This window comes from Maritimimonas sp. 2405UD52-3 (genome assembly GCF_056591715.1).
The window spans coordinates 327709-352215 of the sequence record NZ_JBWQOL010000001.1; the positions used below are offsets into that span (position 1 = coordinate 327709).

The window sequence follows — 24507 nt, forward strand, 5'->3', positions numbered from 1 at the left end:
CAGATTACTTTATTTTGATATTAGCCGCTAGGAACTTTATTAAGAAGGACCACGCTAACTTTATAGAACGTGTAACCAATTAGTATACCTAATAACATTCCTATAAAAATATCTACCGGAAAGTGTACGCCAACATAAATACGACTATAGGCAAAAAGAATAGGCCAAATGAGTAATAATTGTGGGTGCTTGTAAAATTGGCGAAGGGTTAAGATCATAAATGTAGTAATCGCAAAAGAAGTGGTAGAATGCCCAGAAACAAAGCTAAAACTGCTGGGTCGTTTTAAGATGCGTATTATCTGATTGATACTAGGGTCATTATTAGGGCGCAGTCTACCAAAATAGTCTTTTATAAAATTCACAAACTGATCAGAAAAAGTAACCAATAAAGCAGCAACAATTACAAGTGCTACCCCTTTTCTCCATCCGTAAGCTCTGAAAATGAGGTAGAACAATAGAGCGAACAAAGGAATCCAGCTAAACTGATTGGTAACGATCATCCAGAATTGATCCCAAGATTCTACACCCATAGCATTTAAATACACAAAGAGTTCTTTGTCTTTAACCAGAATATCTTCTACAAGTTCCAAGCCTAGAGATTTCGTTTTATAGGGCGAGTAATTTCTTCTACATCTTCCTGAATAGTATTTACCTGTTCTTCTATGTTTTTGGTGAGTTCGGTATCAATACCATGTTGCTCAGCAGTATCAGTAATCTCACGCTTAATTTCATTGGTAGCATCTTTTAATTGACGCATACCCTTACCCAAACCACGTGCAATTGTTGGTATTTTATCTGCACCAAAGAGCATAAGTACGATCACTAAGATGACGAATATTTCAGCACCGCTGATAAATAGAAAATGCATAGGTTTATCTCTTACGTCATTGCGAGTGATAGCGTGGCAATCTGTTTGTTAAGAGATTCCTTCACTTTGTCCGGAATGACGATTTTATTGTTTGTAAAGATAGGATAATTGAGGTATTAAATATTGTTAAAATTACTTCCCTGTCAACATCCGTTTAATTTCATTCAATTTCATTAAGGCTTCTATAGGAGTTAAGGCATCAATATTTGTGGATAGAATTTCTTCTTTAATATCTTCTAACAACGGGTCATCTAACTTAAAAAAACTTAGCTGTAGATCTTCATCTACAGCTTGCTGTAGTTTGTCTTTAATTTCATCAGAAGTATGACTTTGCTCTAATTTCTTTAGCATTTTATTAGCTCTGTGAATTACTGATCCAGGCATACCTGCTAATTTGGCCACATGAATACCAAAACTATGTTCACTGCCACCAGGCACTAATTTCCGCAAGAAGATGACATTGTCTTTTAGTTCTTTGACGGAGACGTTAAAGTTTTTAATACGGTCAAAAGTTTCGGTCATATCATTGAGCTCATGATAATGCGTAGCAAAAAGTGTTTTTGCTTTTGTTGGATGCTCATGTAAATATTCGGCAATGGCCCAAGCAATAGAAATACCATCATAGGTGGAAGTACCACGGCCAATTTCATCTAGCAACACCAGGCTGCGTTCAGAAATATTATTTAAAATACTGGCAGTTTCATTCATTTCTACCATGAATGTTGATTCACCCATAGAAATATTATCACTGGCACCTACACGTGTAAATATCTTATCAACAACTCCAATCCTCGCCTGCTGAGCGGGGATATAACTGCCCATTTGCGCCAATAATACAATCAAAGCCGTTTGTCTTAATATAGCAGATTTACCACTCATATTAGGCCCCGTAATCATAATTATTTGTTGTTGATTTCTATTAAGTACTACATCATTAGCTATATATTCTTCACCAATAGGCAATTGTTTTTCAATGACAGGGTGACGCCCATTTTTAATTTCCAGATCAGTACTATTATCCAGCACAGGACATACATAGTTGTGATCTTTTGCAGTTTGTGCAAACGAACATAAACAATCTAAATATGCTATCAGTTGCGCATTTTGTTGTACTTCCTGAATGTAACCTAGCATGAAATGAAGTAATTCTCCGAATAATTGCTGTTCTAATTGGGCTATCTTTTCTTCAGCGCCTAAAATTTTGGTTTCGTATTCTTTTAGCTCTTCAGTGATATAGCGTTCAGCATTTACTAATGTCTGCTTTCTAATCCATTCTTCTGGCACTTTGTCTTTATGTGTATTTCGCACTTCAATATAGTAGCCAAACACATTATTAAAAGCAATTTTGAGACTAGGGATGCCCGTACGCTCTGTTTCTCTGGCGAGCATAGCATCTAAATAATCTTTACCGGAAGTAGCAATATTTCTAAGCTCATCTAATTCGGTTGAAACACCATTGGAAATAGTATTGCCCTTGTTGATGTTAACCGGAGCATTGTCATCTATAGTGGTTGAAATTTTAGCAATAAGTTCCTGACAGGTATGTATCTTTTTGCCTAAACTTTGAAGTGTTTTGTTGTCACTTTTAGAGGCGAGTTCTTTAATAGGAAGAATGGCTTTTAAGGAATCTTTAAGCACAACCACTTCTCGTGGATTGATCTTCCCGGTAGCCACTTTTGAGATCAAACGTTCAATGTCACTAATCTGCTTGATTTGATAGGTTACAGTTTGATAGAAATCGTCGTTATTGATGAGGTATTTTACTATCTCATGACGCTTTTGAATCTGTTTAAGATTTTTTAAGGGTAAAGCCAACCATCTCTTTAGAAGTCTTCCGCCCATGGGTGAGATCGTTCTGTCAATAACATCTAGCAAGGTTACTGCCTCTGGTGAAGACGAAAAATACAATTCAAGATTTCTGATGGTAAATCGGTCCATCCAAACATAGTGATCTTCCTCAATTCTATGAATGGATGAAATATGCTCAAGTTTGGTATGTTGTGTTTCTGACAGATAATATAAAACAGCTCCTGCCGCTAAAATACCTTGTTGTAAATCATCAACACCAAAACCTTTTAGTGATTTAATCTTAAAATGATTGGTCAAGCTTTCATGTGCATACACTTCTTGAAATACCCAATCATCTAAATAAAAAGCATAATACCCTTCACCAAAATGTTCTTTAAATTTTGACTTGTATTGCTTTTGAACCAATACTTCGCTTGGTTGAAAATTTTGAAGTAGCTTATCTATGTATTCATCATTACCTTCAGCTACTAAAAACTCTCCTGTAGACACGTCCAAAAAAGAGATGCCAATCAATTTTTTACCAAAATGAATAGCAGCCAAAAAATTATTAGACTTTGAAGATAAAACCTCGTCATTTAATGCCACCCCTGGAGTCACTAATTCAGTAACACCGCGTTTTACAATTTTCTTAGTGAGTTTCGGGTCTTCTAACTGGTCACAAATGGCTACTCGTAAGCCCGCTTTTACCAATTTTGGCAAATAGGTATTTAAAGAATGATGCGGAAATCCTGCAAGAGCTGTTTCACTTTCACTACCATTACCACGTTTGGTAAGTGTAATGTTGAGAACTTGCGCCGCTTTAATGGCATCTTCACCAAAAGTTTCATAAAAATCGCCTACTCTAAATAACAACATAGCATCAGGATATTTCGCCTTAATACTATTGTATTGCTTCATTAAAGGAGTGACTTTTTTAGCCGTGGTTTTTGCCAATTGTAGCGTAATTAGATTAGTTTTGCGAAGTTAAATATTCAGATGTAAACTAAGCATTTTTTATGCGAAAATTGAAAAATAGTGAGCTGGAACGATTAGACAATGAGCGTTTTAAAAAAGCGAAAAAAACGCCATTAATTGTTATTCTTGATAATATTAGAAGTTTAAATAATATTGGTTCTGTTTTTAGAACCAGTGATGCCTTTTTGATTGAAAAAATCTATTTGTGTGGTATTACGGCTACACCACCACATAAAGATATTCATAAAACAGCTTTAGGCTCTACAGATTCTGTTGATTGGGAATATGCTGAAGACACAATTACATTAGTAAAACAATTACAACAAAGTGGTATTCTAATTGCTTCTATCGAACAGGCAGATAAAGCTACCATGTTGCATGAATTTTATCCAGAAAAGAACAAGAAACTAGCTGTTGTTTTTGGTAATGAGGTTAGAGGCGTGCAACAAGAGGTGGTTACTGCTTCAGATTTTTGTATTGAAATCCCGCAATTTGGCACCAAGCATTCTTTAAACATTTCAGTGAGCTGTGGTGTGGTGCTTTGGGATTTATTTAACAAACTAAAGTATTAGATTTTATTACTTTTGGGTGTGGATGATTTCAAACTATTTCTTGAGTTAGCATTTCGTCATGTACTTGATTGGAATGCTTACGATCACATTCTTTTTTTTATTGTACTAGCTGTAGTATATACTTTTAAAGATTGGAAAAAAGCGTTGTGGCTTATTACTTTTTTTACCATTGGTCATACCATTACCTTAGCATTATCAGTCTATGAAGTTGTACAGATCAAAACTTCTTTGGTTGAGTTTTTAATTCCCTTGACCATCTTTATCACAGCTTTTGTTAATCTGGTTACCATTAAAAACAAAAACTTTCACCAATCGAATATCAATCAAATTTTCGCTTTATTTTTTGGTTTGATTCATGGTTTAGGCTTATCGAGTTTGTTAAAAATGACCATAGAAACCGCTGAAAGCAAATTAGGACCAATACTTTACTTTGCGCTGGGCGTAGAATTAGCGCAAATAGTGGTAGTTATTGTCATTTTAATTGCAGGATTTATCGCACAAGATTTCCTTAAAATCAAAAAAAGAGATTGGGTACTAATTTTATCCTCAATAGTGATAGGTATTGTGTTGCCTATGCTTTTTGAGCGCAAATTTTGGTAAAACTTTAACAATCAAGCTCTAAAAATTCTGTGTACTTTGCTATTACAAAATAAACGGCTATTTTAGAAGTTTAATTTACACTGACCAAAGGGGAGTAAAACCAAGCATATTTTAATGACGGAAGAGAAACAGCGTAAATACGATGTAGCATATTTGAAGATGGCGAGAGAATGGGCAAAGTTATCGTATTGTAAGCGTAAGCAGGTGGGCGCATTGATCGTAAAAGACAAAATGATCATTTCTGATGGTTATAACGGAACACCTACCGGCTTTGAAAATATCTGTGAAGATGATGATAATTACACCAAATGGTATGTATTGCACGCCGAGGCCAATGCCATTTTAAAAGTAGCTTCTTCTACTCAAAGTTGTAAAGGTGCTACCTTGTATATTACAATGTCTCCATGTAAGGAATGCAGTAAATTAATTCATCAATCAGGTATTAAACGGCTAGTATATGCTGATGCGTATAAGGATGACTCCGGATTAAAATTTTTGAAAAGAGCAGGTGTAGAATTGGTACATATTAATGAACATGAATAAAAAGAATATATATATTCCTTTATTACTTTCAGTGGCTGTAGCCTTGGGTATTTTTATTGGGAGCACTCTTAATTATCCTAAGAAGAAGAATGTAATGCTCTTTAATCAAACACCACAGGAAGAGAAGATCAAACGACTTATAGATTATATTCAATATGATTATGTAGATAAAGTAGATACTGATAGCCTACTTGATGGTACTATTAAACAAATTTTAGGAAAGTTAGACCCACATTCTGTGTATATCCCTGCTAATGATGCTGACGATATCGCCGAACGCATGAATGGCGAATTTGTAGGTATTGGAGTTCAATTTAGAATTTATAGAGATACCATTGCTGTTATAAAAGTGTTGGATGATGGTCCGAGTAAGCGGGCGGGATTATTAGCAGGAGATCGTATTTTGATAGCTGACCTTGATACCCTTTACGGAAAGAAGCTCAATAATGATTATATCATTAGTAAACTGAAAGGAAAACCAAAGACCAAAGTAGACCTTACCATTTACAGAAAAGCTGAAGATAAACTGCTAAATGTAACTATTAAACGGGGTAAAGTTCCTATTAAAAGTGTGGATGCAGCCTATATGATTAATGATTCATTGGGGTATATTAAGGTAGACCGTTTTGCTGCAACTACCTATAAGGAATTTAAAGAGGATTTGGATGAAATGATTGACAATGATATGAAAAGCCTTATTCTTGACCTCAGAGGAAACCCAGGAGGGTATTTAGGAGTTGCCACAAAAATGGTAGATGAATTTTTAGAGGATGATAAACTCATTGTTTACACCAAAAATAAAGGAGGTAAGGTTGATAAATCATTCGCTACCTCAAAAGGTGATTTTGAAAATGGTAAAGTGTATGTGTTGATTGATGAAAACTCAGCATCGGCAAGTGAGATCATTGCAGGTGCTTTACAGGATAATGATAAAGGTATTATCGTTGGACGACGCTCATTTGGTAAAGGATTAGTACAGCAAGAAATGGGCTTAGGAGATGGCTCTGCAGTTCGTTTAACAGTATCAAGATACTATACGCCTACCGGACGCTCTATTCAAAAACCTTATGAAGGTGATGATACTAAAGAATATTATAATGACAATTTTAGAGAACGCTATTTGAGTGGTGAATTGATGACAGCTGATAGCATAAAAGTGGATGACTCTTTAAAATATACTACACCGAAAGGAAAGGTTGTATATGGCGGTGGCGGTATTATTCCTGATGTGTTTGTAAGCATAGATACCACAGCTTTTTTTGCTACATTTCATGTACGTGTGATGAATAATTTTGTATTCAATTATGTAGATAATCACAGAAAAGAATTAGAGCATTTTACTTTTAAATCATTTTTAAAAGATTTTGATAAGGATGAAAAAATCTTGAATGAGTATTTGAATTTAATCCGTCAGGATATTAAAGGTGAAATAGATAATATTCCTTATATCAAACGCTATTTAAAATCACTATTTGCGCAATATTTATTTGGCGATGATGAGTTTTTTCTGGTTTTGAACCAGAATGATAAAATGATTGAGCAAGTAAAAGAACTAGAACAGAAAATAAATTTTGTCAAACACTAAAGTTTGTCATGTATCTTAACATGTTCACCATTGTTCCACAATGTAAGAATATCAGTGGCAACAGCTGCTCCGCTTCCAGAAGCAATGGCAAACTGACTTCGCCATCCAGCTAAAGTACCAGCAACGTAAATACCATTGGCTACCAAATGATCATTATTTTTTAGTTGAATACGATCTTTTTCAGGCCTTGCTTTTTGATGAGGCTCTATATATTGGACAAGACCTTTAATATGAAAAGTGTTGGTATAACCTACAGCAACAACAATGATCTTAGTCTGAAAGGTATCTTTATTTGTAGAAAGGGTAAAATGATCATTTTTTTCTTGAACCTCAAGCACTCTTTGATTTAGAATTTGATCTACATGTGGGTAAAGACTAGAAAGCTGATCCAATCCGTTTATAAGAATAATTTCACCCAATGTCTTAGGTGAAAGCCCCAGCACATTATTAAATAATGCGGTTTGTAAATGAGAAGCTTTTTGATGAGCGATGACACCTATTTTTTTTCCTTGTGCAAAAGGCTTGTTGACAGCCGAACCTAGAACCAAAGCACAAGACATGCCTGCTGCTCCACCTCCTATGATCAGCACATCATACATCAAGCAAAAAGTAATTTTATATTGGCAGCAAACAACTTAACTGAAATTGCTAATAAAATGACCCCAAATACTTTACGAACAATTTTAATACCATTAGATCCTATCAAACGCTCAATTTTAGCTGAGGTTTTAAGTACTATATAAATTAAAAGCACATTTACTAAAACGGCAATAATGATATTTTCTATGTAAAATTCAGCACGTAAAGAAAGTAATGTAGTCAAACTTCCTGGGCCTGCAATTAAAGGAAATGCTAATGGAAAAACCGAGGCGGTGATATTTCCTTCATCTTCATCCTTATATAAAGTAATACCCAATATCATTTCAAGAGCTATAAAGAATAAAATGAATGCACCGGCAACCGCAAATGAATTTACGTCTATGCCAATGAGGCTTAATAAGCTTTGTCCTAAAAACAGAAAAATGATCATAATTACACCAGCTATAAGCGATGCTTTTTCTGATTCTATATGTCCTACTTTTTTACGTAAATCTATAATGATAGGTATATTACCTATAATATCTATCACTGCAAATAACACCATAAAGGCCGTAAAAATTTCTTTAAGATCGAAGTTCATTATATCCCTTTTATTTTCGCGGCAAATGTAGGTAAACCCATCTATTTTTTCATATTAAATTAGTGTAAAGTTACATAGAAAAAATAAGTACTTTTGAAGCATGTTTCAGCTAGGAAAAACCATTGTTTCAGAAGAGATTCTAGACAACGAATTTGTCTGTAACCTATCGGCATGTAAAGGTACTTGTTGTATTGACGGAGAGGCCGGCGCTCCATTAGAAGAGGAAGAATTAAAGATCCTAATGGATATCTACCCTAAGGTAAAACCTTTTTTAACCCAACAAGGTATTGAAACTATAGAAGATCAAGGTCTTTTTGTAACAAGAAATGGTGAGTATGAAACCAATTTAATCCCTGAAGATGATAGTTGTGTGTATATTAATTATGATGAAAAAGGCATTGCTCAATGTGGTATAGAACAAGCCTATAACGAAGGAGAGGTAAGCTGGAAAAAACCTATTTCGTGCCACCTATATCCAGTTAGGGTACAACAATACTCTGAATTTGCAGCTGTGAACTACCATCAATGGAGTATTTGTGATGATGCCTGTACTTTAGGCAAAGAATTACAGGTACCCGTCTATAAATTTGTAAAAGAAGCGCTCATTAGAAAGTTTGGAGAAGATTGGTATGAGGAACTTGAAAAAATAGCCCAGAAACGAACAAAAGGTTGATCAACTTTTTGGTTACCTAATCTCATTTTAAGAAGAATTTTAAGAACCCCAGTAAATACTGCTTGTGAGCGAATGTTTGATATTTTAAAATATTGATAATCAATATTTTAAATGTTAACTTAATGTTAAGAAAAATAGCACATTTTTAATTTTTTGTTAAAAACTTGCCTTGATTTGTGGATAATTAGGAGTTTTTTTTCTCAATGAAAAAATGAATATTTGTCAATGTCAATTTTATCTCAAATTTTAGAGAAAAATTACTAGCGTTTATTTGTAAATGATCCTTAAAACTCAATTATTGATTCCAATTTTTGAGTCTCGAAATTGTTTTGCTTAAAATGTCGCTTTACCCTTTTTAACTACTGAAATTATGGAAATAACTGAAATTATTAAAAGAGATTATAAAACAACTCCTTTTGTTTTAAAGAAAATTACAGATGCCATTGAAAGGGCAATGAAATCAGTAGAGAATGGTACAAGAGAAGATGCCGAAGCAATTTCTGATACAGTACGTGAAGCGCTTATAGAACGAAAAATAAAAGACGCCAACTACATCCCTACAGTAGAAGAAGTGCAAGACATTGTTGAAGATAAGTTAATGGACAGTACTTTTCACGATGTAGCTAAAGCCTATATACTTTATAGAGACGAGCGCGCTAGAAATAGAAAGACAAATATTTTTGAAAAGCGGGTTAATTTGAAACCGTATGAATACCCTCAGTTGTATGAGTATGTAGACGCCATAAGACATTCGTATTGGATTCATACTGAATACAACTACACAAGCGATATTCAAGATTTTAAGACAGGCCTTGATGATGTTGAAAAAAGCGCTATAAAAAATACGATGTTGGCTATTTCACAAATAGAAGTAGCGGTAAAATCATTCTGGGGCGATATCTATCATAAAATGCCAAAACCCGAAATAGGATCTGTAGGCGCTACTTTTGCTGAAAGTGAGGTAAGACACCATGATGCCTATTCGCACTTACTAGAAATTCTAGGACTCAATAATGAGTTTAAAAAATTAAAAAAGAACCCGGTAATCATGAGAAGGGTTCATTATTTAGATACAGCATTGAAAAATGCCAAAAGTGAAGATATTAAAGAATACTCTGAGTCTATTTTACTGTTTTCATTGTTTATTGAGCATGTATCACTTTTCTCGCAGTTCTTAATAATCATGGCATTCAACAAACACAAAAATGTATTGAAGGGTGTTTCTAATGTGGTTGAGGCAACTTCAAAAGAAGAGCAAATTCATGGTGATTTTGGTATTGATGTCATTAAGATAATTAAAGAAGAAAACCCATCTTGGTTTGGTGAAGACTATAACTTAATAGTGCAAGACTTATGTAGAGAGGCTTATGATGCAGAACGCAGAATTGTTGATTGGATTTTTGAAAAAGGAGAACTAGAATTCCTGCCAAAAGTGGTAATTAATGAGTTTATAAAGAATAGATTTAATAATTCACTAGAAAGCATTGGCATTGATAAGGTATTTGATATTGATGAAAAACTATTAGAGTACACAGAATGGTTTGACGATGAAATTATAGCTACCAAACATGGAGATTTCTTTGTGAAACGATCTATTAACTACAGTAAAAGAACAAAAAGTATAACTAGCGACGACCTATTTTAATGATGAACCAACAAAAAACCCTGCAAGAGCAGCAACTTACTGACGAAGAACTCTTATTGAAGGCAAGACAAGAAGCCCTCAAAAAAAACCAAGAAACACCTGAAATTAAATGGCTGACAGAAAATAGCCGAAAATTTTTAGAATCTGGTTATTTAACAGAAGGAACAACGCCAGAACAACGAATAAAAGAGATAGCTGACAGAGCAGAGGAAATACTTAAAATTGATGGTTTTTCTAAAAAGTTCTATAACTATATGGCAGAGGGCTATTTTTCATTAGCTTCCCCTGTATGGTCAAATTTTGGTAAAGAAAGAGGCTTACCAATTAGCTGCTTTGGTTCGCATATTGCTGATGATATGGGTGATATTTTATTCACACAATCTGAAGTGGGTATGATGTCTAAATTAGGCGGGGGTACCTCAGGATATTTTGGTAAGATTCGCCCAAGAGGAGCAGAGGTAAAAAATAATGGTTCATCATCAGGATCGGTGCATATTATGCAGCTATTTGAAAAAATGGTTGATGTAGTAAGTCAAGGTTCTGTAAGAAGAGGAAGATTTTCTCCGTATTTACCAATAGACCACAAAGACATCAATGAATTTTTAGAAATAGGAACAGAAGGAAACCCTATTCAGGAATTGACACATGGTGTAACCGTGGGGAATGAATGGATGCAAGAAATGATTGATGGAGATACTGATAAAAGGGCTATTTGGGCTAAGGTTTTACAGCGTAGAGGTGAAATAGGCTATCCGTATATTTTCTTCAGGGATAATGCAAACAATCAAACGGTAGATGCTTATAAGGACAAGAATCTAGAAATTTTTGCTAGTAATTTATGTACTGAAATCATGTTACCTTCTAATGATGATTGGTCATTTGTTTGCTGTTTGTCTTCTATAAATGTATTGCATTATGATAAATGGAAAGATACCGATGCTGTAGAGACGTTGACCTATTTCTTAGATGCGGTGATGGAGGAATTTATTACGAAGCTAGAGGTATATAAAGACTCTGATAATCGTGATGACAAACAGACCTTCCTTTTCATGGAAAAAGCCTATAATTTTGCAAAGAATAACAGGGCACTAGGTTTAGGCGCCTTAGGATGGCATTCATTTTTACAATCTAAAATGTTAGCATTTGATAGCCAGGAAGCCTATAATTTAAATAATGAGATTTTTAAAACCATTAAAGAAAAGTCATATAAGGCTTCAGAAGAACTGGCAGAACTTTTAGGTGAACCTGAGGTTTTAAAAGGTTACGGAAGACGTAATGCAACATTAAATGCTGTAGCGCCTACTACTTCTTCAGCGTTTATTTTAGGACAAGTATCTCAGGGTATTGAGCCTATTTGGTCCAATTGTTATGTAAAGGATATAGCCAAGATCAAGACAACAATCAAGAACCCGTTCTTAGTTGAACTTTTAGAAGAAAAAGGTAAAAATACAAATGAAGTTTGGAGAAGTATTCGTGATCGTGATGGTTCCGTTCAGCATTTAGATTTCTTATCTGATCATGAAAAGGATGTCTTCAGAACCTATTCTGAATTAGATCAATTAACTATTGTTTATCAGGCGGCAACGCGCCAAAATCATATTGACCAAGGACAGTCGGTGAATTTAATGGTACATCCTGATATGCCGGTAAAAGACATTAATAAAATCTATGTAACCGCTTGGAAACTTGGCTTAAAGTCATTATACTACCAACATAGTATGAATGCAGCACAAAAGTTTAAGCAAAAGAAAGAGTGTACCTCTTGTGAAGCGTAGTAAAAAAATAAAGTGATCATTGCCATTGTAAAATTAACAAAGCAATGATTGCTTGATGTGTGGATCTTAATATAAGATTGAATTTAGTTTTAAATAGACGTTCATTTTTGAACGTCTATTTTTTTGTTTTGAATCTTGTGCCTATAGTTGTAGTTAACGATTTATTTACATTATATTTACACTAAGCTAACTTTAAATTAACATTTAACTTGGATTACGGGTTTTATGATGTACTGCAGCTTTTAGGTGCTTTAGGGTTATTTCTTTTCGGGATGAAAGTCATGAGTGATGCCCTTATGGATCTGGCTGGAGACAAAATGCGGAGTATCCTGGCTAGAATGACTTCTAATAGGTTCTTCGGGATACTTACGGGGTTTTTTATTACTTCTATCATTCAGTCTTCATCAGCTACCACCTTAATGGTGGTAAGTTTCGCTAATGCCTCACTTTTAACATTAACAGAATCTATAAGTGTTATTATGGGTGCCAACATTGGTACTACCATAACAGCTTGGCTAATTACTATATTAGGGTTTAAAGTAAGTATGAGCACCATTGCATTACCCTTAGTAGGTTTGGGTTTTGGATTGACATTTTTAAAAAAAGAGAACCTACAGAATTGGGGGAATTTCATTATAGGTTTTGCAGTATTATTTATTGGCCTGCAGTTTTTAAAAGATGCTGTACCAGATATTAAAAGTAACCCAGAAATTTTAGAATTTTTGAAGCGTTATACAGATCTTGGTTTTGTTTCTGTATTGCTTTTTTTATTCATTGGCACCTTGCTTACTGTTATTATACAATCATCAAGTGCTACTATGGCATTAACTTTAATTATGACAGCACAAGGATGGATTCCGTTTCCGTTGGCGGCGGCAATGGTATTAGGCGAAAATATAGGTACTACTATAACCGCAAATCTAGCGGCTATTGTTGCTAATTATCAGGCTAAACGTACTGCGAGAGCACACCTAATTTTTAATATTATTGGAGTTATTTGGGTATTGATATTATTCTATCCTTTTCTAAAGTTCATTGAGAAAATAGTAACTAATTTAGGTTCAGATTCACCTTATGTAAGTGCAGCAGCAATACCCGTGGCTCTATCACTATTTCATACCGTTTTTAATATTACAAACACATTTTTACTAGTATGGTTTGTGAAGCCTATAGCCAAAATAGTAGAAAGAGTGGTTCCTGAAAAAATAGAACCGGAGAAAGCTATTGATGAACCAAAATATTTAAGCAAAGAGGTTGCTAAATATCCAGAAACCTTGATCACATCGCTGGTTAAGGAATCTAAGTACTTGTATAAAAACGCCATTTTTGAGATTGTTGCCCATGCTCTGAATATTCATCGAAGCGATATCAAGTCAGATTTGAAGATCAAAAAAATAGTTAAGCAATCTAAAGAAGATATGGGTATAGATGTAGAAGAATTATATTATACTAAAGTAAAAAACATCTATGGGCAAATAATTAGTTATGCCACAAAAGCACAAAGCAAACTGAAATTAACAGAAGTACAGAACGATCATATTTCAGAAATTAAACTAGCAAATCGCTTGATGGTTGAAATCTTGAGAATTCTTAAAGAGCTCAATAAAAATGTAACAGGATATTTGAATTCTGATAATGCTAGCATTCGTAAAGAATACAATAAATTTAGAAAAAAGGTAGTAAAGGTACTTCGTGTTATTTACCTCTTTAGAACGAATGATGAAAAAGAAATATACTTTGAAAAGTTGATGCAATTAAAAAGCGAAGCTAAGGAAGCAATTCATAATAATAATAAATCTATTGATAAATTGATTAGAGATAATTTGATTACAGTAGACATGGCATCTTCATTGGTAAATGACAATGATAATGTGAATGATTTGATAAAAAAATTGATTACCGTGGCAGAATTACTTTATGTTGAAAAAGATGCCTTATTAGAAAACAACGATAAATAAAAAAGCGTCTTTAAAGACGCTTTTTTATTTAGTATTATTCAGCTGTTGAAGATTCTGAAGTCCTATTAAACTCATCATAATATAAATTCAGAAGATTTATATTTGATTTTATTAAATCTTTTGTTTCTAATAGAATACTAAAGTAAAGTGTTGTGTTTTTTGGACTTGATTCTTCAGTTCTAGTCCTTTCAACTTGATGTTGAATTGACTCTTCAACACTTTTCAGCAATTCTTGTTTTTCATCAACGATAGTCGGAACGATTCTGTCAAAACTTCTTGAGTCAAACACCTGTCTTATTTCATCAAAAAGATGTTTCAATCTATTATTAATTTCAAGCAATTCAGCTGCTTGCTTTTTCTTTAACTTCTTATGATTATTATTAACGTGTTTATGACTTACTTTGGCAATTAAACTAGACGATTGTGCCACATCTTGTAAACTTCCAATAACATCAATATAAAATTTACTAGCCCCCAGATAAGAATCATCTAAATCTTTAATAAAATAGAAAATATCACTTTGCAGATCTTCAATTTCTGATTCTAATTTTATAACAGTTTCTTTTGCCTTTTTAAGCCCTGATAAATCCTGATTTATTAACCCAGAAATAGTTGTTGTGTTAATTTTACTTACTCTTTTTAAAGCTTTAGAAATATTATCAGCACTTTCTTCAATAACCCCCTGAATTGAGCTGCTTTCAGCCTTGGTAAGGCGGTCTTCGGCTTTTAATTCTTTTGATTTTTGAGAGTGCTTAATATAATTTCTAGCTAAAAGTAAAATAGCAATTAATAGCAGTACAGCTATAGCCGCTGCCCCACCTAATTTAATAATGAGGGCCATAGTTCCCGATGCAATAAACGCAATTATAGCGGTACCAAACCAGCCTCCAATAACATTAAACACCCCTGCCACTCTATAAACAGCACTTTCACTTCCCCAGGCTCTATCAGCTAAAGATGTACCCATAGCCACCATAAAAGTAACATAGGTTGTAGAAAGAGGTAATTTCATTGAGGTAGCAATAGAAATTAATACACCTGCTACCATTAAGTTTACAGAAGCTCTTACTTGGTCAAATGCAGGTAATTCATGCATTTTATCTTTAGAAACAGTAACTACAGGTTTTTCAAACTGCTTTTCAATTTTGTTAAGTACTGAACTAGGAACCACTGTAGCAGTATACTTTGAAGCTAGCATTGTAAATCGTACAACTGCTCTTGATAGCATATTAGGTTGAAATTTTTCAGCACCTTCACCTTGACGAGCTAAGTTGATTTCAGTATCGGCTACTGTTCTTGCTTTTTTTGAAAACCAAAGAGTAAGTACCATAATACCACCTGCAATGAATAATAATAGTGGCTCTGTTGGAACTTTTTTATCTAGAACATCCATTGAAAAAGCTGTGGCCTCTACTCCTGAAGCTGACCATGCTTCATAAGAATGCCATGCAGCCATGGGTACCCCAATAAAGTTTACCAAGTCATTTCCAGCAAAAGCGAGTGCTAAACCAAAAGTACCAATAGCGATAATCGGAACGAAAATATTTTTCTTTAGCACGCCCATATAAAGTTGTGATAGCGCAGTCCATACAACAAAATTAATAGCAATGATCATGATTTCATTCCCCTCCAATAAACCTTTTAAATCACCGTAATAAGGTGTTCCTTTTAGGCCTTTCATAAAAATGAAATAGGTAATAGCAGTTAATGCACCTCCACCAAATAAAGCGCCGAGGTATTTTATCTTTTTATCATACTGAAAGGAAAAAATCAACCTCGATACATATTGTACAAATGCACCAATACTAAATGCAAAAACTACGGATAAAAGAATACCTGAAATAATTTCAAATGCTTTTTTAGTATTAATATATGTTGTTAAATCGGCAAATGTTTGAGTATCAGAAGCCCCTATTTTTATTAAAGCCATTGCTACGGCGGCACCCAACAATTCAAATACGATAGACACCGTCGTAGAAGTAGGCATACCGAGTGTATTAAAAAAATCTAGCAGTAGGATATCTGTGATCATCACTGCCATAAAAATGATCATGATCTCATTGAAGTAGAACTCACTTGGAACAAAAATTCCTTTACGGGCAACTTCCATCATACCACTTGAGAAAATGGCACCTAAGAAAATACCCAAACTAGCTACAATCATTATGGTTCTAAATGAAATAGCTTTTGAGCCAATTGCAGAGTTTAAAAAGTTAACAGCATCATTGCTTACACCCACCACCAAATCTGCAGCGGCTAAGACAACAAGTGCAATAATCATGATTAAGTAAATATTTTCCATCTTCTAAATTTTGTGTTGCAAAAATCTTGATTAAACTTTATTGGTATATTATCTAATTGTTATTTTTCATTAAAAATGAATATCAAATTGCAATCTGAACATGAGCTCATCCGTTCCACCGTCTACATCTAGATAACTTAGATCAGATTGGACTTTCAATTTATGACCAACAAGATATTTTGATACCCCAAAAGTGTACTGTGCTTCCGGATTTCGTTCTGTAAGAGCATCAAGATCTATTCCAGTATATCTACCCGAGATCTCCCAATTACTTGGAAACAAATAACCTGTTTGTATATTCAAACCACTGCCAACCAGCACTTTAGTTCCTGTTTCAGAACCATCACTGTTTTTAGCTATAGGGTCATCAGCTGTTCTATCAGCATATTCTACCATTAGAGAATAACCACTATATTTAAACATAGCATCAATAAACCAAGTATTTATATCCGTTTCATAAAAACCAGTGTCATTCACCATATACGATCCCTGATTACTTCTATTTTTAACTGCGTTATCGTTGTGGTCAAAAGTAGCGGCAAGCATTAATTTTGGAGTCTTTTCCCTTTTTAAATCGGCTCCACTATAATCACCTTTACCTTCAAACTTGCCAAAAGGTAACAATTCTAGTCTAGCGGTATATTGATGACCTCCTAAGTTACCTGAAGTAACATTTCTACCTTCACCTTGCGAAAATGCAATTTTTTCTCGCATAAAGAATTTTTCACCAATGGTTGTATGGTGCCTTAATTGAAGTCCCATATCGCGGTCAATATTAAATCGACTATTCACCAATGAGCGATCAACTTGCTGCATGTTTCCTGAAGAAATCACGCGCTCAATATTGCCTGGAAGCTTCGTTTGCCCAACCCATAACTCAAAATTTTCATAGAAATTCCACATTACAACGGCGTCTAAAATAATACGCGAGCCATTATTGGTGAACTGAGAAGCTCCTCCAATATCTCTATTAGAAAGACCTAGCTCCATTTTATATTTTAGTTTTGGTGTTAAAGCAAAACCATCAAATTTTAAACGTGCTCTTCTAACTAAAAAGTTGGCATTAGGGTTTACATAATTTCCATCTTGTCTTTCCCATTCAGCTATTCCCAAAAATTGCATTCGCGTTGCAATTTTCATGGTAAAAGAACTATCTTTTCCAACTAAATTAAAAAGACCTTTGCCAAATTTAGAAGTGTTAATTTTTTGTGCGGAAATGTTGAAACCCGTAAAAAGGACCAACAGTAGTAAGGTAACTTTCAGTTTCATAATCTTATATTAGTTTTTGTCGCTGCAAAGAACTAATACTAATGTTAACTTAAAGTTTCCTCTAGGTTATTTTTAAATCATTTTTATTAAAAAAAATAAAGGCTACTTAAAAAAGTAGCCTAATTATTTCAAAATCTAGTTGACAAAAACTAATTGATTGTTGAAACAATGAACGTCATTTAGACAAGTACAAAAATAAAGGAAACGCAATGCTTTCATGTAAACGGAATATTATGTAATTATTAAATTATTTTTATTTCCATTATTGGTTAGTATCAAAAGTCTTTAGTCTGTGGAGTATAAATAATTAAAAGTCAATTAATTAATGTCGCAATGTTAATTTAAGGTTAATTTAATATTTATTTAATGTAAAATAATTCTTAACTTAGTGGCGTTAGAAGATTGTATAAAAGAAAAGATTATGAAGCAAATAGTGCTATTAATATTAGTTTTTTTTGTTGGTGTTACTAATGCCCAAAAGGATAATGTAAAGTATGAACAAAAAGGTGACTTAGTAGAAGCAACCATATATGATGATAACGGAAATGTAGAACAACATGGTTTTTTTAAAGATAAAAAATTGCATGGCACCTGGACTTACTTTAATAGTAAAGGAGAAAAAGTTGCTATTGGAGAATATGAGTTAGGAGTAAAGACGGGAAAATGGCTTTTTTACAGTGAAAAGGGAGTAAAGGAGGTAAATTACTCTAATGGCAAAGTGGTAAATGTGGTTCAAACGGATAAAAAAAGTTTAGGATAACCTATTAAATGATATATAAAAAGCCTGCTTAAAGCAGGCTTTTTCTTTTATTTTTTACTGATTAAATAGTTATTGTCTAGTCCAGACAGCACCCCAAGTTACAAAATCGGTACCTGTGGCCTCTGAAGAACCATCAATAAAATCTCCTTGAGAAAATTCTACATCAGTGTCATTTTTCAATATAGTTATAACATCTTCAAATTTGGTGTCGGTTACATTTAAATCACCGCTCACAACCCCATTTCCTGTTGGGCTGTCTCCAGCATCACCATCCAAATCAAAAGCTTCTTCAAAGCCTTGAATAAATACATTACTGAATTGACCCTGTGTACCAGCTCTTAATCTTACAGCCTCATTACCTGTACCAGAACCCAAACCAATTATTGTTAAATTAGTAATAGTAGGTTTGGAGAAAAATTTAGGGTCGGCATTATTCCCAATATCGGTATTAAACCCATCTGCTTCTATACCTTTATCATGCTGAGTTCCATGTTTTATATAAACATCAGTTAATGTACCTGAATATCCTTCCGTCCAATCTACAGAGTCATCCTGAGAATTTACTACAACGGCATTATTTACATTCACGGTACCTCCAAAGAATTCAATGCCATCATCTAGGCCTTCATATGCCTGAATATATTCTATGGTGGTTCCGTTACCAACTCCATAAAAAGAAAATCCATTATTTTCTGATTGTCCATCCGCCTTACCACCTGAATATTCTACACGCACATAACGTAATATACCAGAATCATCATTTTCATCTGAGCCTCCGTAAGGTAAGCTTGCTATTTCAGAAGTTGCTGTTGCATCTCCACCAGTTACAGAATTAATAGGTGCCTTGCCCAATAAAATTAATCCGCCCCAATCACCGGCATTTGGGGTATTGGAATTAGATGTAAATACAATTGGGTTATTTGAATTTCCTTCAGCAATAATTTTAGCGCCTTGAGCTATGGCAATATAAACATCAGAACCAGTCGCTGCTGCTTTTACTGTCATTCCTGAAGGAATAGTAAGGGTAGTGCCGGCTTCCATAATGAGTGGACCATCAATTAAATATTCGTTACTAGCTTCAAGTGTAAGATCAGAAGATTGATTACCAGATAAAGCTATTGCATCAGAGTTCTGTGTTTCTCCGTTTATATTAATTATGATATCAGCAGTGTCATCTTCTCCGCAAGAAGCAAAGAGTAATGAAACTAAGGCAAGGCTTAAAAATGTTTTTCTCATCTTTTGTAGTTTTAAGTATTCCGTTTTTTATAAGTTGTTTAGAAATTATATTTCAATTGTATACCAATATTCATCCCACGTTGATATTCCAAGATTACAATATCACCCAACCCTGTATTTTCTCTTACATATTGAATTTTAGGATCTAGCAAATTTTTAGCACTTAAGTTTACTTGGAGGTTTTCACCTATTTTATTTTTCCAAATAAGATCTAAAGCAGGCACTGCTTTTTCAACAATATTTCCTAATTGGCCAGAACCAAGAGCTTGAATTCTATCAGCGAAATATGAAAAAACCAAATTGAACGTTGGTTCATAATTGTTGAAAATGGGGCTATAATTAATATCTGCATTCATTATAATTGGAGAAGCACCTTGTAATTCATCATTGTCACGATCAAAAGTGGAGGTATACAAACCGGTAGAATTTTTCAAATCCTGATCAGTATGCATGTAGGTAAAATTAAAGCCCGCAGTTAATTTAGGTTCCTCTTCCTGATTTAATAGTAATGTTTTTCTTAATTCAAATTCGGCGCCTAAAATGGTAGCTTTATCACCCGTTCTAAAATAGCGCTGTGTTCCAGTGGCATCATTCGCAACAACTAGATTTACAGGATCAAAAATTTGTTTGGCAAATCCACCAATAGAAATGATTTCTCCACGTCCAAAGAACCACTCATACTTAAGGTCAAAATTATTTACCTCAGAAAATGAAGGGTCATTTAAAAGATCAGGGTTACCACCAATACGTTGTGTTACACCTTCATAAACAAAAGGAGCCATTTCTTTGAATTCCGGATTAGAAACCGTTTTACTATAGGCCGCTCTAATATTTTGATCATCATTAATTGCAAATCGAACACTTAAACTTGGTAAGTAAAAAGATTCATTAGATTCCCTAAACCCAGGATCACTAGGCGGCAAATTAATAACATCATATTCAATGCGTTGTTCAAAAGCTTCTATTCTAAAACCTGGTACAAAAAGCCATTTATCACCAAAATTTAATTCTGCATTAGCATAACCTGCGTAAATATCAAGTTTACCATTATAAGTATTTTCGGGTAGCCCCGGAAGGTTCAGGCGGCCAATTTGAGGGTAAACACCTCTAAAAACATCTGTTTGAAATAAGCCTGACACGCCATCTAAAGAAAGATTGTTAATACTAAAAATGGCATCTAAATTATTTACATCTGTAGTAGGTTGATTATTAGTTATGAATTTGTAGCCATAACGTATATTGTCAAAATCACGTGTTTTTGTCCTACCATTATAACCAATGTTAAGCTTTACTTTTTCAGAAGGAGTATACTCAAAATGAATACGACCATTTAACTCTTCATCTTCAATATTCTGAAAATAGCGTTGATTGTCAAAAGAAACATTGCTAAAAAAGGAAGGATTTGTAGAAGGATCATTGTCTAAAGCAAATTGATAGTTCTCTAGGCTAATTCGTTTTCTGTCGGGCTCATGTGAAAAAACATTGTTGTAACCCAATCCCCAATCTAATTTGACTTTTTCACTTATTTCATGGGTTCCGGTAAGCTGGTTAACAAATATTAAGTCTTGATTGAATTGTACATTCATTTGGTAAAAACCGGCATCAGTATTTAAAAAGGCATCTCTATTGGTACCTAAACCTTTTGCGCCATAGTAACCCACTTGGTCAGCCGATTTGTTAATAAAGAGTGAATTGAATTTAAAGTTATGTTGATCATTAAACTTAAAACCTATATTCCCCATAAGAGTGGTAGTAGTACCATATTCATATTCTTCAACATTTGGAAAACTTTTGTCTTCAACTATGGTAAAATCTACTGCTTTACCTCCTCTAAATTCATAATTACTATCAAAAGACGTGGAAAAGAAAAGATTTAATCTTGATTCTTCTCCAAAATCGTATGATTTTCCTGCATTTATACCAATACCAAGGTTGATAGGAGGCATTGGCGAATCTATAGGGTCAACCCCATGGGATAATATAACGGCAAAAGGGTTGTGATCATAACGGCCATAAAAACCAAATTGCCCAGTACCAGAATTCTTGACGAAAGATTTATCAATGGCTCTTGTATTTATTCCGCTATTTATGTTAACCTCTATAAAACCCTTTCCAGTATAATTTTTAGAAGAGATATCTACATTACCTGCAGCAAAATCACCATAAAACTTTGAAGAAAATGCCTTACTGATTGACACATTTTCTATAACATCAGACGCAAAAATGTTAAGATCAATGTTTTTCTTATTAATATCATTAGAAGGTAATGAAAGACCATTTAGGGTAGTATTTAAGTAACGGTCACCTAGCCCACGTACATATACATTACTAGATCCCTCTTGCTTAGACACGCCAGAAATTTTAGAAACTGCACCTGCAGCATCACTTATGCCCTTAGCTGAAAGCTCTTCCGCACCAATAGCTACTTTTATTTCCGTAGCTTTTTTTTGTTCAGTTAATAATGCTGCAACACTTTCTTTTTTCGTAGAAGCTTGAATTTGAACTTCTTCTAAAGTAACACCTTGTTCAGGGCCCATTACCACATTTTCTAAAGTAGTAACTTCACCGGCTTTTATTATAATATTAGGAACTTGCACTGTTTGATACCCCACAAAACTAAAAACCAGCGTATAAGTTCCTGGGTCTGCCTTGAAAAGATATACTCCTTCCATATTTGTGGTAGTACCCGTTTGGGAACCTTTAATGAACACATTCGCAAAAGGCAAAGGCTCATTATTAGCATCTTTATCTAAAACTACACCTTGAATGGTTCCTTTTTGTGCGAACACCATTCCAACCGTAAATAATAAAACTATAGAAAGTATTTTTTTCATTCTCTATCAGTTAATATATATGGGAAATAAGTGGGTTTACCTTTTATCTTTTGATTCTGAAGCTTCTGCAAAGGAACCTATTTGAAACACGCCTAAGCTAATTTCTTTTATGGAGGTAATGATTCCTGGTCTAACAACTACCTGAGGTACTTCTATTTTTTGATACCCTGGAACGTTGATTATTAAAGTATATGTTCCTGAAACAACCTCTAAGGCATAAGCGCCATCTATATTTGAAGTGGTAGTTTCTCTTAACTCTTTTAAACTTATATGTGCAAATGCTAAAGGCTCCTCATTCATCTCACCATCCACTACCAAACCTTCAATAAATCCTTTGTCTTGAGCCGTAACCATTCCGGCGATTAAAAGAAAGAAGATGATTGCAATTTTTTTCATAAATCCTTTTCTATGATTTCATGGCAAAGAAACGCATGGTATGTAAAGGTTGAGTTAACTAGAGATGAAGGATTCGTAATTTTTAAGTTAGTTTAATGTTAACAAAGCGAAGCTAATTTTAAGTAAATGTAAAGAGGTAAATTTTAAAATTAATGTACATTGCACGGACTAAAAATTTTACACATGAACTGGAGTCAGCTGCTCTCCTTAAAACGTTATGGCGATACTCAGAAAAGATATAGAAAAGATCAGGATGAAACCCGCATTGGTTTTGAAGTAGACTATGACCGCATAATCTTTTCTGATTCATTTAGAAGCCTACAAGATAAAACTCAGGTAGTACCGCTTTCAAAAACTGATTTTGTACATACACGTTTAACACATAGTCTTGAAGTATCTGTAGTTGGGCGTTCTTTAGGAAGAATAGTTGGTAAAAAACTTTTAGAGAAATACCCAGAGCTTAAGAATGAAGGATATCAGGCCAATGATTTTGGTGCTATTGTAGCTAGTGCCTGTTTGGCCCATGATATTGGGAACCCCCCTTTTGGACATAGTGGTGAAAAAGCTATAGGAGAATATTTTAAAAGGGGAAAAGGATTGCGGTTTAAAGAGGAACTTACAGACAAGCAATGGCAAGACTTGATAGATTTTGAAGGGAACGCCAATGGGTTTAAAATACTGACTGAAAGTAGAAAAGGTATTAAAGGAGGCTTACGGCTTTCATATGCTACATTGGGGACTTTTATGAAATATCCTAAAGAGTCACTACCTAAGAAACCTACTAATAGTATTATTGATAAAAAATATGGGTTTTTTCAGTCTGAAAAAAACTTGTTTGTAGATGTTGCGCACGAATTAGGGCTACGACAAATTAGAAGAGGAGAGGATATTACCTTTAGTAGGCATCCACTGGCCTTTTTAGTGGAAGCTGCCGATGATATTTGTTACACTATTATTGATTTTGAAGATGGTATTAACTTAGGTTTGATAGAAGAAGAATTTGCACTGGAATACCTAATCAATTTGGTAAGAGATACTATAAATACTGAAAAATACTATCAATTAAAAACCAAGCAAGATAGATTGAGCTATTTAAGAGCATTGGCTATTGGTAACTTGATACAGGAAGCAGCAAATATTTTTCTAAAGAATGAAGAAGCTATTTTAATAGGAAACTATCACGAATCATTACTAGATAAATGTAAATATGAGGCACAAATCAGTGATATTATAAAAATAAGCGTCAATAATATTTACCAAAGCAAGGAAGTAGTTGAAAAGGAAATTGCAGGCTATCAAATTTTAGCTGATTTATTAGATGTATTTATCAATGCTACAAATAATCATTATGCTAAGACGAGTTCAAGTTATGATGATTTAATATTAAACGTGTTTCCCAAAAAATATGATTTAAACCAAAATAGTTTGTATGATAGAATTTTGATGGTATGTAACTTCATTGCCAGTATGTCTGATAGTGCTGCTATTCTTCTGCATAGAAAAATAAAAGGCGTAGAAATTTAAAATGTTCGACAGCTAACATTTTGG

Annotated in this window: 20 protein-coding genes; 10 read left to right on the forward strand and 10 right to left on the reverse strand. The window is 34.0% G+C overall.

What is annotated here, in order from left to right; all coding sequences use genetic code 11:
• Nucleotides 1-20 precede the first annotated feature (20 nt).
• The 3 genes from AC1EU5_RS01535 to mutS form a co-directional block, all read right to left on the reverse strand.
• Entirely contained in the window at nucleotides 21-590 is a 570-nt protein-coding gene (locus tag AC1EU5_RS01535; protein ID WP_480190581.1) for a phosphatase PAP2 family protein, read from the reverse strand.
• 2 nt (nucleotides 591-592) lie between these two features.
• On the reverse strand, nucleotides 593-868 hold the full coding sequence (locus tag AC1EU5_RS01540; protein ID WP_480190582.1) for a Sec-independent protein translocase subunit TatA/TatB: 276 nt from the start codon (nucleotides 866-868) through the stop codon (nucleotides 593-595).
• Between the two features lie 132 nt (nucleotides 869-1000).
• Nucleotides 1001-3610, reverse strand: a complete 2610-nt coding sequence (mutS, locus tag AC1EU5_RS01545; RefSeq protein ID WP_480190583.1) for a DNA mismatch repair protein MutS — start codon at nucleotides 3608-3610, stop codon at nucleotides 1001-1003.
• A 62-nt stretch (nucleotides 3611-3672) separates the two neighbouring features.
• Between mutS and AC1EU5_RS01550 the strand changes: the two genes are divergently transcribed.
• The 4 genes from AC1EU5_RS01550 (at nucleotide 3673) to AC1EU5_RS01565 (ending at nucleotide 6931) form a co-directional block, all read left to right on the forward strand.
• Nucleotides 3673-4203 carry an RNA methyltransferase gene (locus AC1EU5_RS01550; protein WP_480190584.1) on the forward strand — a complete coding sequence of 177 codons (531 nt, stop codon included), beginning with the start codon at nucleotides 3673-3675 and terminating at the stop codon, nucleotides 4201-4203.
• Nucleotides 4204-4221: 18 nt separating this feature from the next.
• The gene (locus tag AC1EU5_RS01555; RefSeq protein ID WP_480190585.1) at nucleotides 4222-4803 is read left to right on the forward strand and encodes a HupE/UreJ family protein; all 582 of its coding nucleotides are present in this window, start codon (nucleotides 4222-4224) and stop codon (nucleotides 4801-4803) included.
• 114 nt (nucleotides 4804-4917) lie between these two features.
• Complete coding sequence (locus AC1EU5_RS01560; RefSeq protein WP_480190586.1) at nucleotides 4918-5346, forward strand: deoxycytidylate deaminase; 429 nt, start codon at nucleotides 4918-4920, stop codon at nucleotides 5344-5346.
• Entirely contained in the window at nucleotides 5339-6931 is a 1593-nt protein-coding gene (locus AC1EU5_RS01565; RefSeq protein ID WP_480190587.1) for a S41 family peptidase, read from the forward strand. The genes AC1EU5_RS01560 and AC1EU5_RS01565 overlap by 8 nt, the downstream gene beginning before the upstream one ends.
• On the opposite strand, the gene AC1EU5_RS01570 is transcribed toward AC1EU5_RS01565, so the two are convergent.
• Together AC1EU5_RS01570 and AC1EU5_RS01575 are read right to left on the reverse strand one after the other, a co-directional pair.
• Complete coding sequence (locus AC1EU5_RS01570; protein ID WP_480190588.1) at nucleotides 6928-7530, reverse strand: FAD-dependent oxidoreductase; 603 nt, start codon at nucleotides 7528-7530, stop codon at nucleotides 6928-6930. The genes AC1EU5_RS01565 and AC1EU5_RS01570 overlap by 4 nt on opposite strands.
• On the reverse strand, nucleotides 7530-8111 hold the full coding sequence (locus AC1EU5_RS01575) for a MarC family protein (protein ID WP_480190589.1): 582 nt from the start codon (nucleotides 8109-8111) through the stop codon (nucleotides 7530-7532). Before AC1EU5_RS01575 ends, AC1EU5_RS01570 begins: the two co-directional genes overlap by 1 nt.
• Before the next feature lie 100 nt (nucleotides 8112-8211).
• Between AC1EU5_RS01575 and AC1EU5_RS01580 the strand changes: the two genes are divergently transcribed.
• The 4 genes from AC1EU5_RS01580 (at nucleotide 8212) to AC1EU5_RS01595 (ending at nucleotide 14162) form a co-directional block, all read left to right on the forward strand.
• A complete protein-coding gene (locus AC1EU5_RS01580; protein ID WP_480190590.1) occupies nucleotides 8212-8784 on the forward strand; it encodes a DUF3109 family protein in 573 nt (190 codons plus the stop codon).
• Nucleotides 8785-9154: 370 nt separating this feature from the next.
• The gene (locus AC1EU5_RS01585; RefSeq protein ID WP_480190591.1) at nucleotides 9155-10429 is read left to right on the forward strand and encodes a ribonucleotide-diphosphate reductase subunit beta; all 1275 of its coding nucleotides are present in this window, start codon (nucleotides 9155-9157) and stop codon (nucleotides 10427-10429) included.
• Between the two features lie 2 nt (nucleotides 10430-10431).
• The gene (locus tag AC1EU5_RS01590) at nucleotides 10432-12204 is read left to right on the forward strand and encodes a ribonucleoside-diphosphate reductase subunit alpha (RefSeq protein ID WP_480190592.1); all 1773 of its coding nucleotides are present in this window, start codon (nucleotides 10432-10434) and stop codon (nucleotides 12202-12204) included.
• Between the two features lie 209 nt (nucleotides 12205-12413).
• Complete coding sequence (locus AC1EU5_RS01595) at nucleotides 12414-14162, forward strand: Na/Pi cotransporter family protein (RefSeq protein ID WP_480190593.1); 1749 nt, start codon at nucleotides 12414-12416, stop codon at nucleotides 14160-14162.
• A 34-nt stretch (nucleotides 14163-14196) separates the two neighbouring features.
• On the opposite strand, the gene AC1EU5_RS01600 is transcribed toward AC1EU5_RS01595, so the two are convergent.
• Together AC1EU5_RS01600 and AC1EU5_RS01605 are read right to left on the reverse strand one after the other, a co-directional pair.
• Nucleotides 14197-16464 (reverse strand): inorganic phosphate transporter, encoded by a 2268-nt coding sequence (locus tag AC1EU5_RS01600; RefSeq protein WP_480190594.1) that lies wholly within the window; start codon nucleotides 16462-16464, stop codon nucleotides 14197-14199.
• A 69-nt stretch (nucleotides 16465-16533) separates the two neighbouring features.
• The gene (locus tag AC1EU5_RS01605) at nucleotides 16534-17733 is read right to left on the reverse strand and encodes a porin (protein WP_480190595.1); all 1200 of its coding nucleotides are present in this window, start codon (nucleotides 17731-17733) and stop codon (nucleotides 16534-16536) included.
• Nucleotides 17734-18154: 421 nt separating this feature from the next.
• Here AC1EU5_RS01605 and AC1EU5_RS01610 point away from each other — a divergent pair, with 421 nt between their 5' ends.
• A complete protein-coding gene (locus AC1EU5_RS01610; RefSeq protein WP_480190596.1) occupies nucleotides 18155-18493 on the forward strand; it encodes a toxin-antitoxin system YwqK family antitoxin in 339 nt (112 codons plus the stop codon).
• Between the two features lie 69 nt (nucleotides 18494-18562).
• Here AC1EU5_RS01610 and AC1EU5_RS01615 read toward each other — a convergent pair whose 3' ends face one another.
• The 3 genes from AC1EU5_RS01615 to AC1EU5_RS01625 are packed head-to-tail and all read right to left on the reverse strand — an operon-like array spanning nucleotide 18563 to nucleotide 22959.
• A complete protein-coding gene (locus AC1EU5_RS01615) occupies nucleotides 18563-19729 on the reverse strand; it encodes a multidrug transporter (protein ID WP_480190597.1) in 1167 nt (388 codons plus the stop codon).
• 38 nt (nucleotides 19730-19767) lie between these two features.
• Nucleotides 19768-22563: a TonB-dependent receptor gene (locus tag AC1EU5_RS01620; protein ID WP_480190598.1), complete on the reverse strand. Its 2796-nt coding sequence runs from the start codon at nucleotides 22561-22563 to the stop codon at nucleotides 19768-19770.
• Nucleotides 22564-22599: 36 nt separating this feature from the next.
• The gene (locus AC1EU5_RS01625; RefSeq protein WP_480190599.1) at nucleotides 22600-22959 is read right to left on the reverse strand and encodes a carboxypeptidase-like regulatory domain-containing protein; all 360 of its coding nucleotides are present in this window, start codon (nucleotides 22957-22959) and stop codon (nucleotides 22600-22602) included.
• Between the two features lie 183 nt (nucleotides 22960-23142).
• On the opposite strand from AC1EU5_RS01625, the gene AC1EU5_RS01630 reads away from it, so the two are divergent.
• A complete protein-coding gene (locus tag AC1EU5_RS01630; protein WP_480190600.1) occupies nucleotides 23143-24483 on the forward strand; it encodes a deoxyguanosinetriphosphate triphosphohydrolase in 1341 nt (446 codons plus the stop codon).
• The last annotated feature ends 24 nt before the right edge of the window (nucleotides 24484-24507 follow it).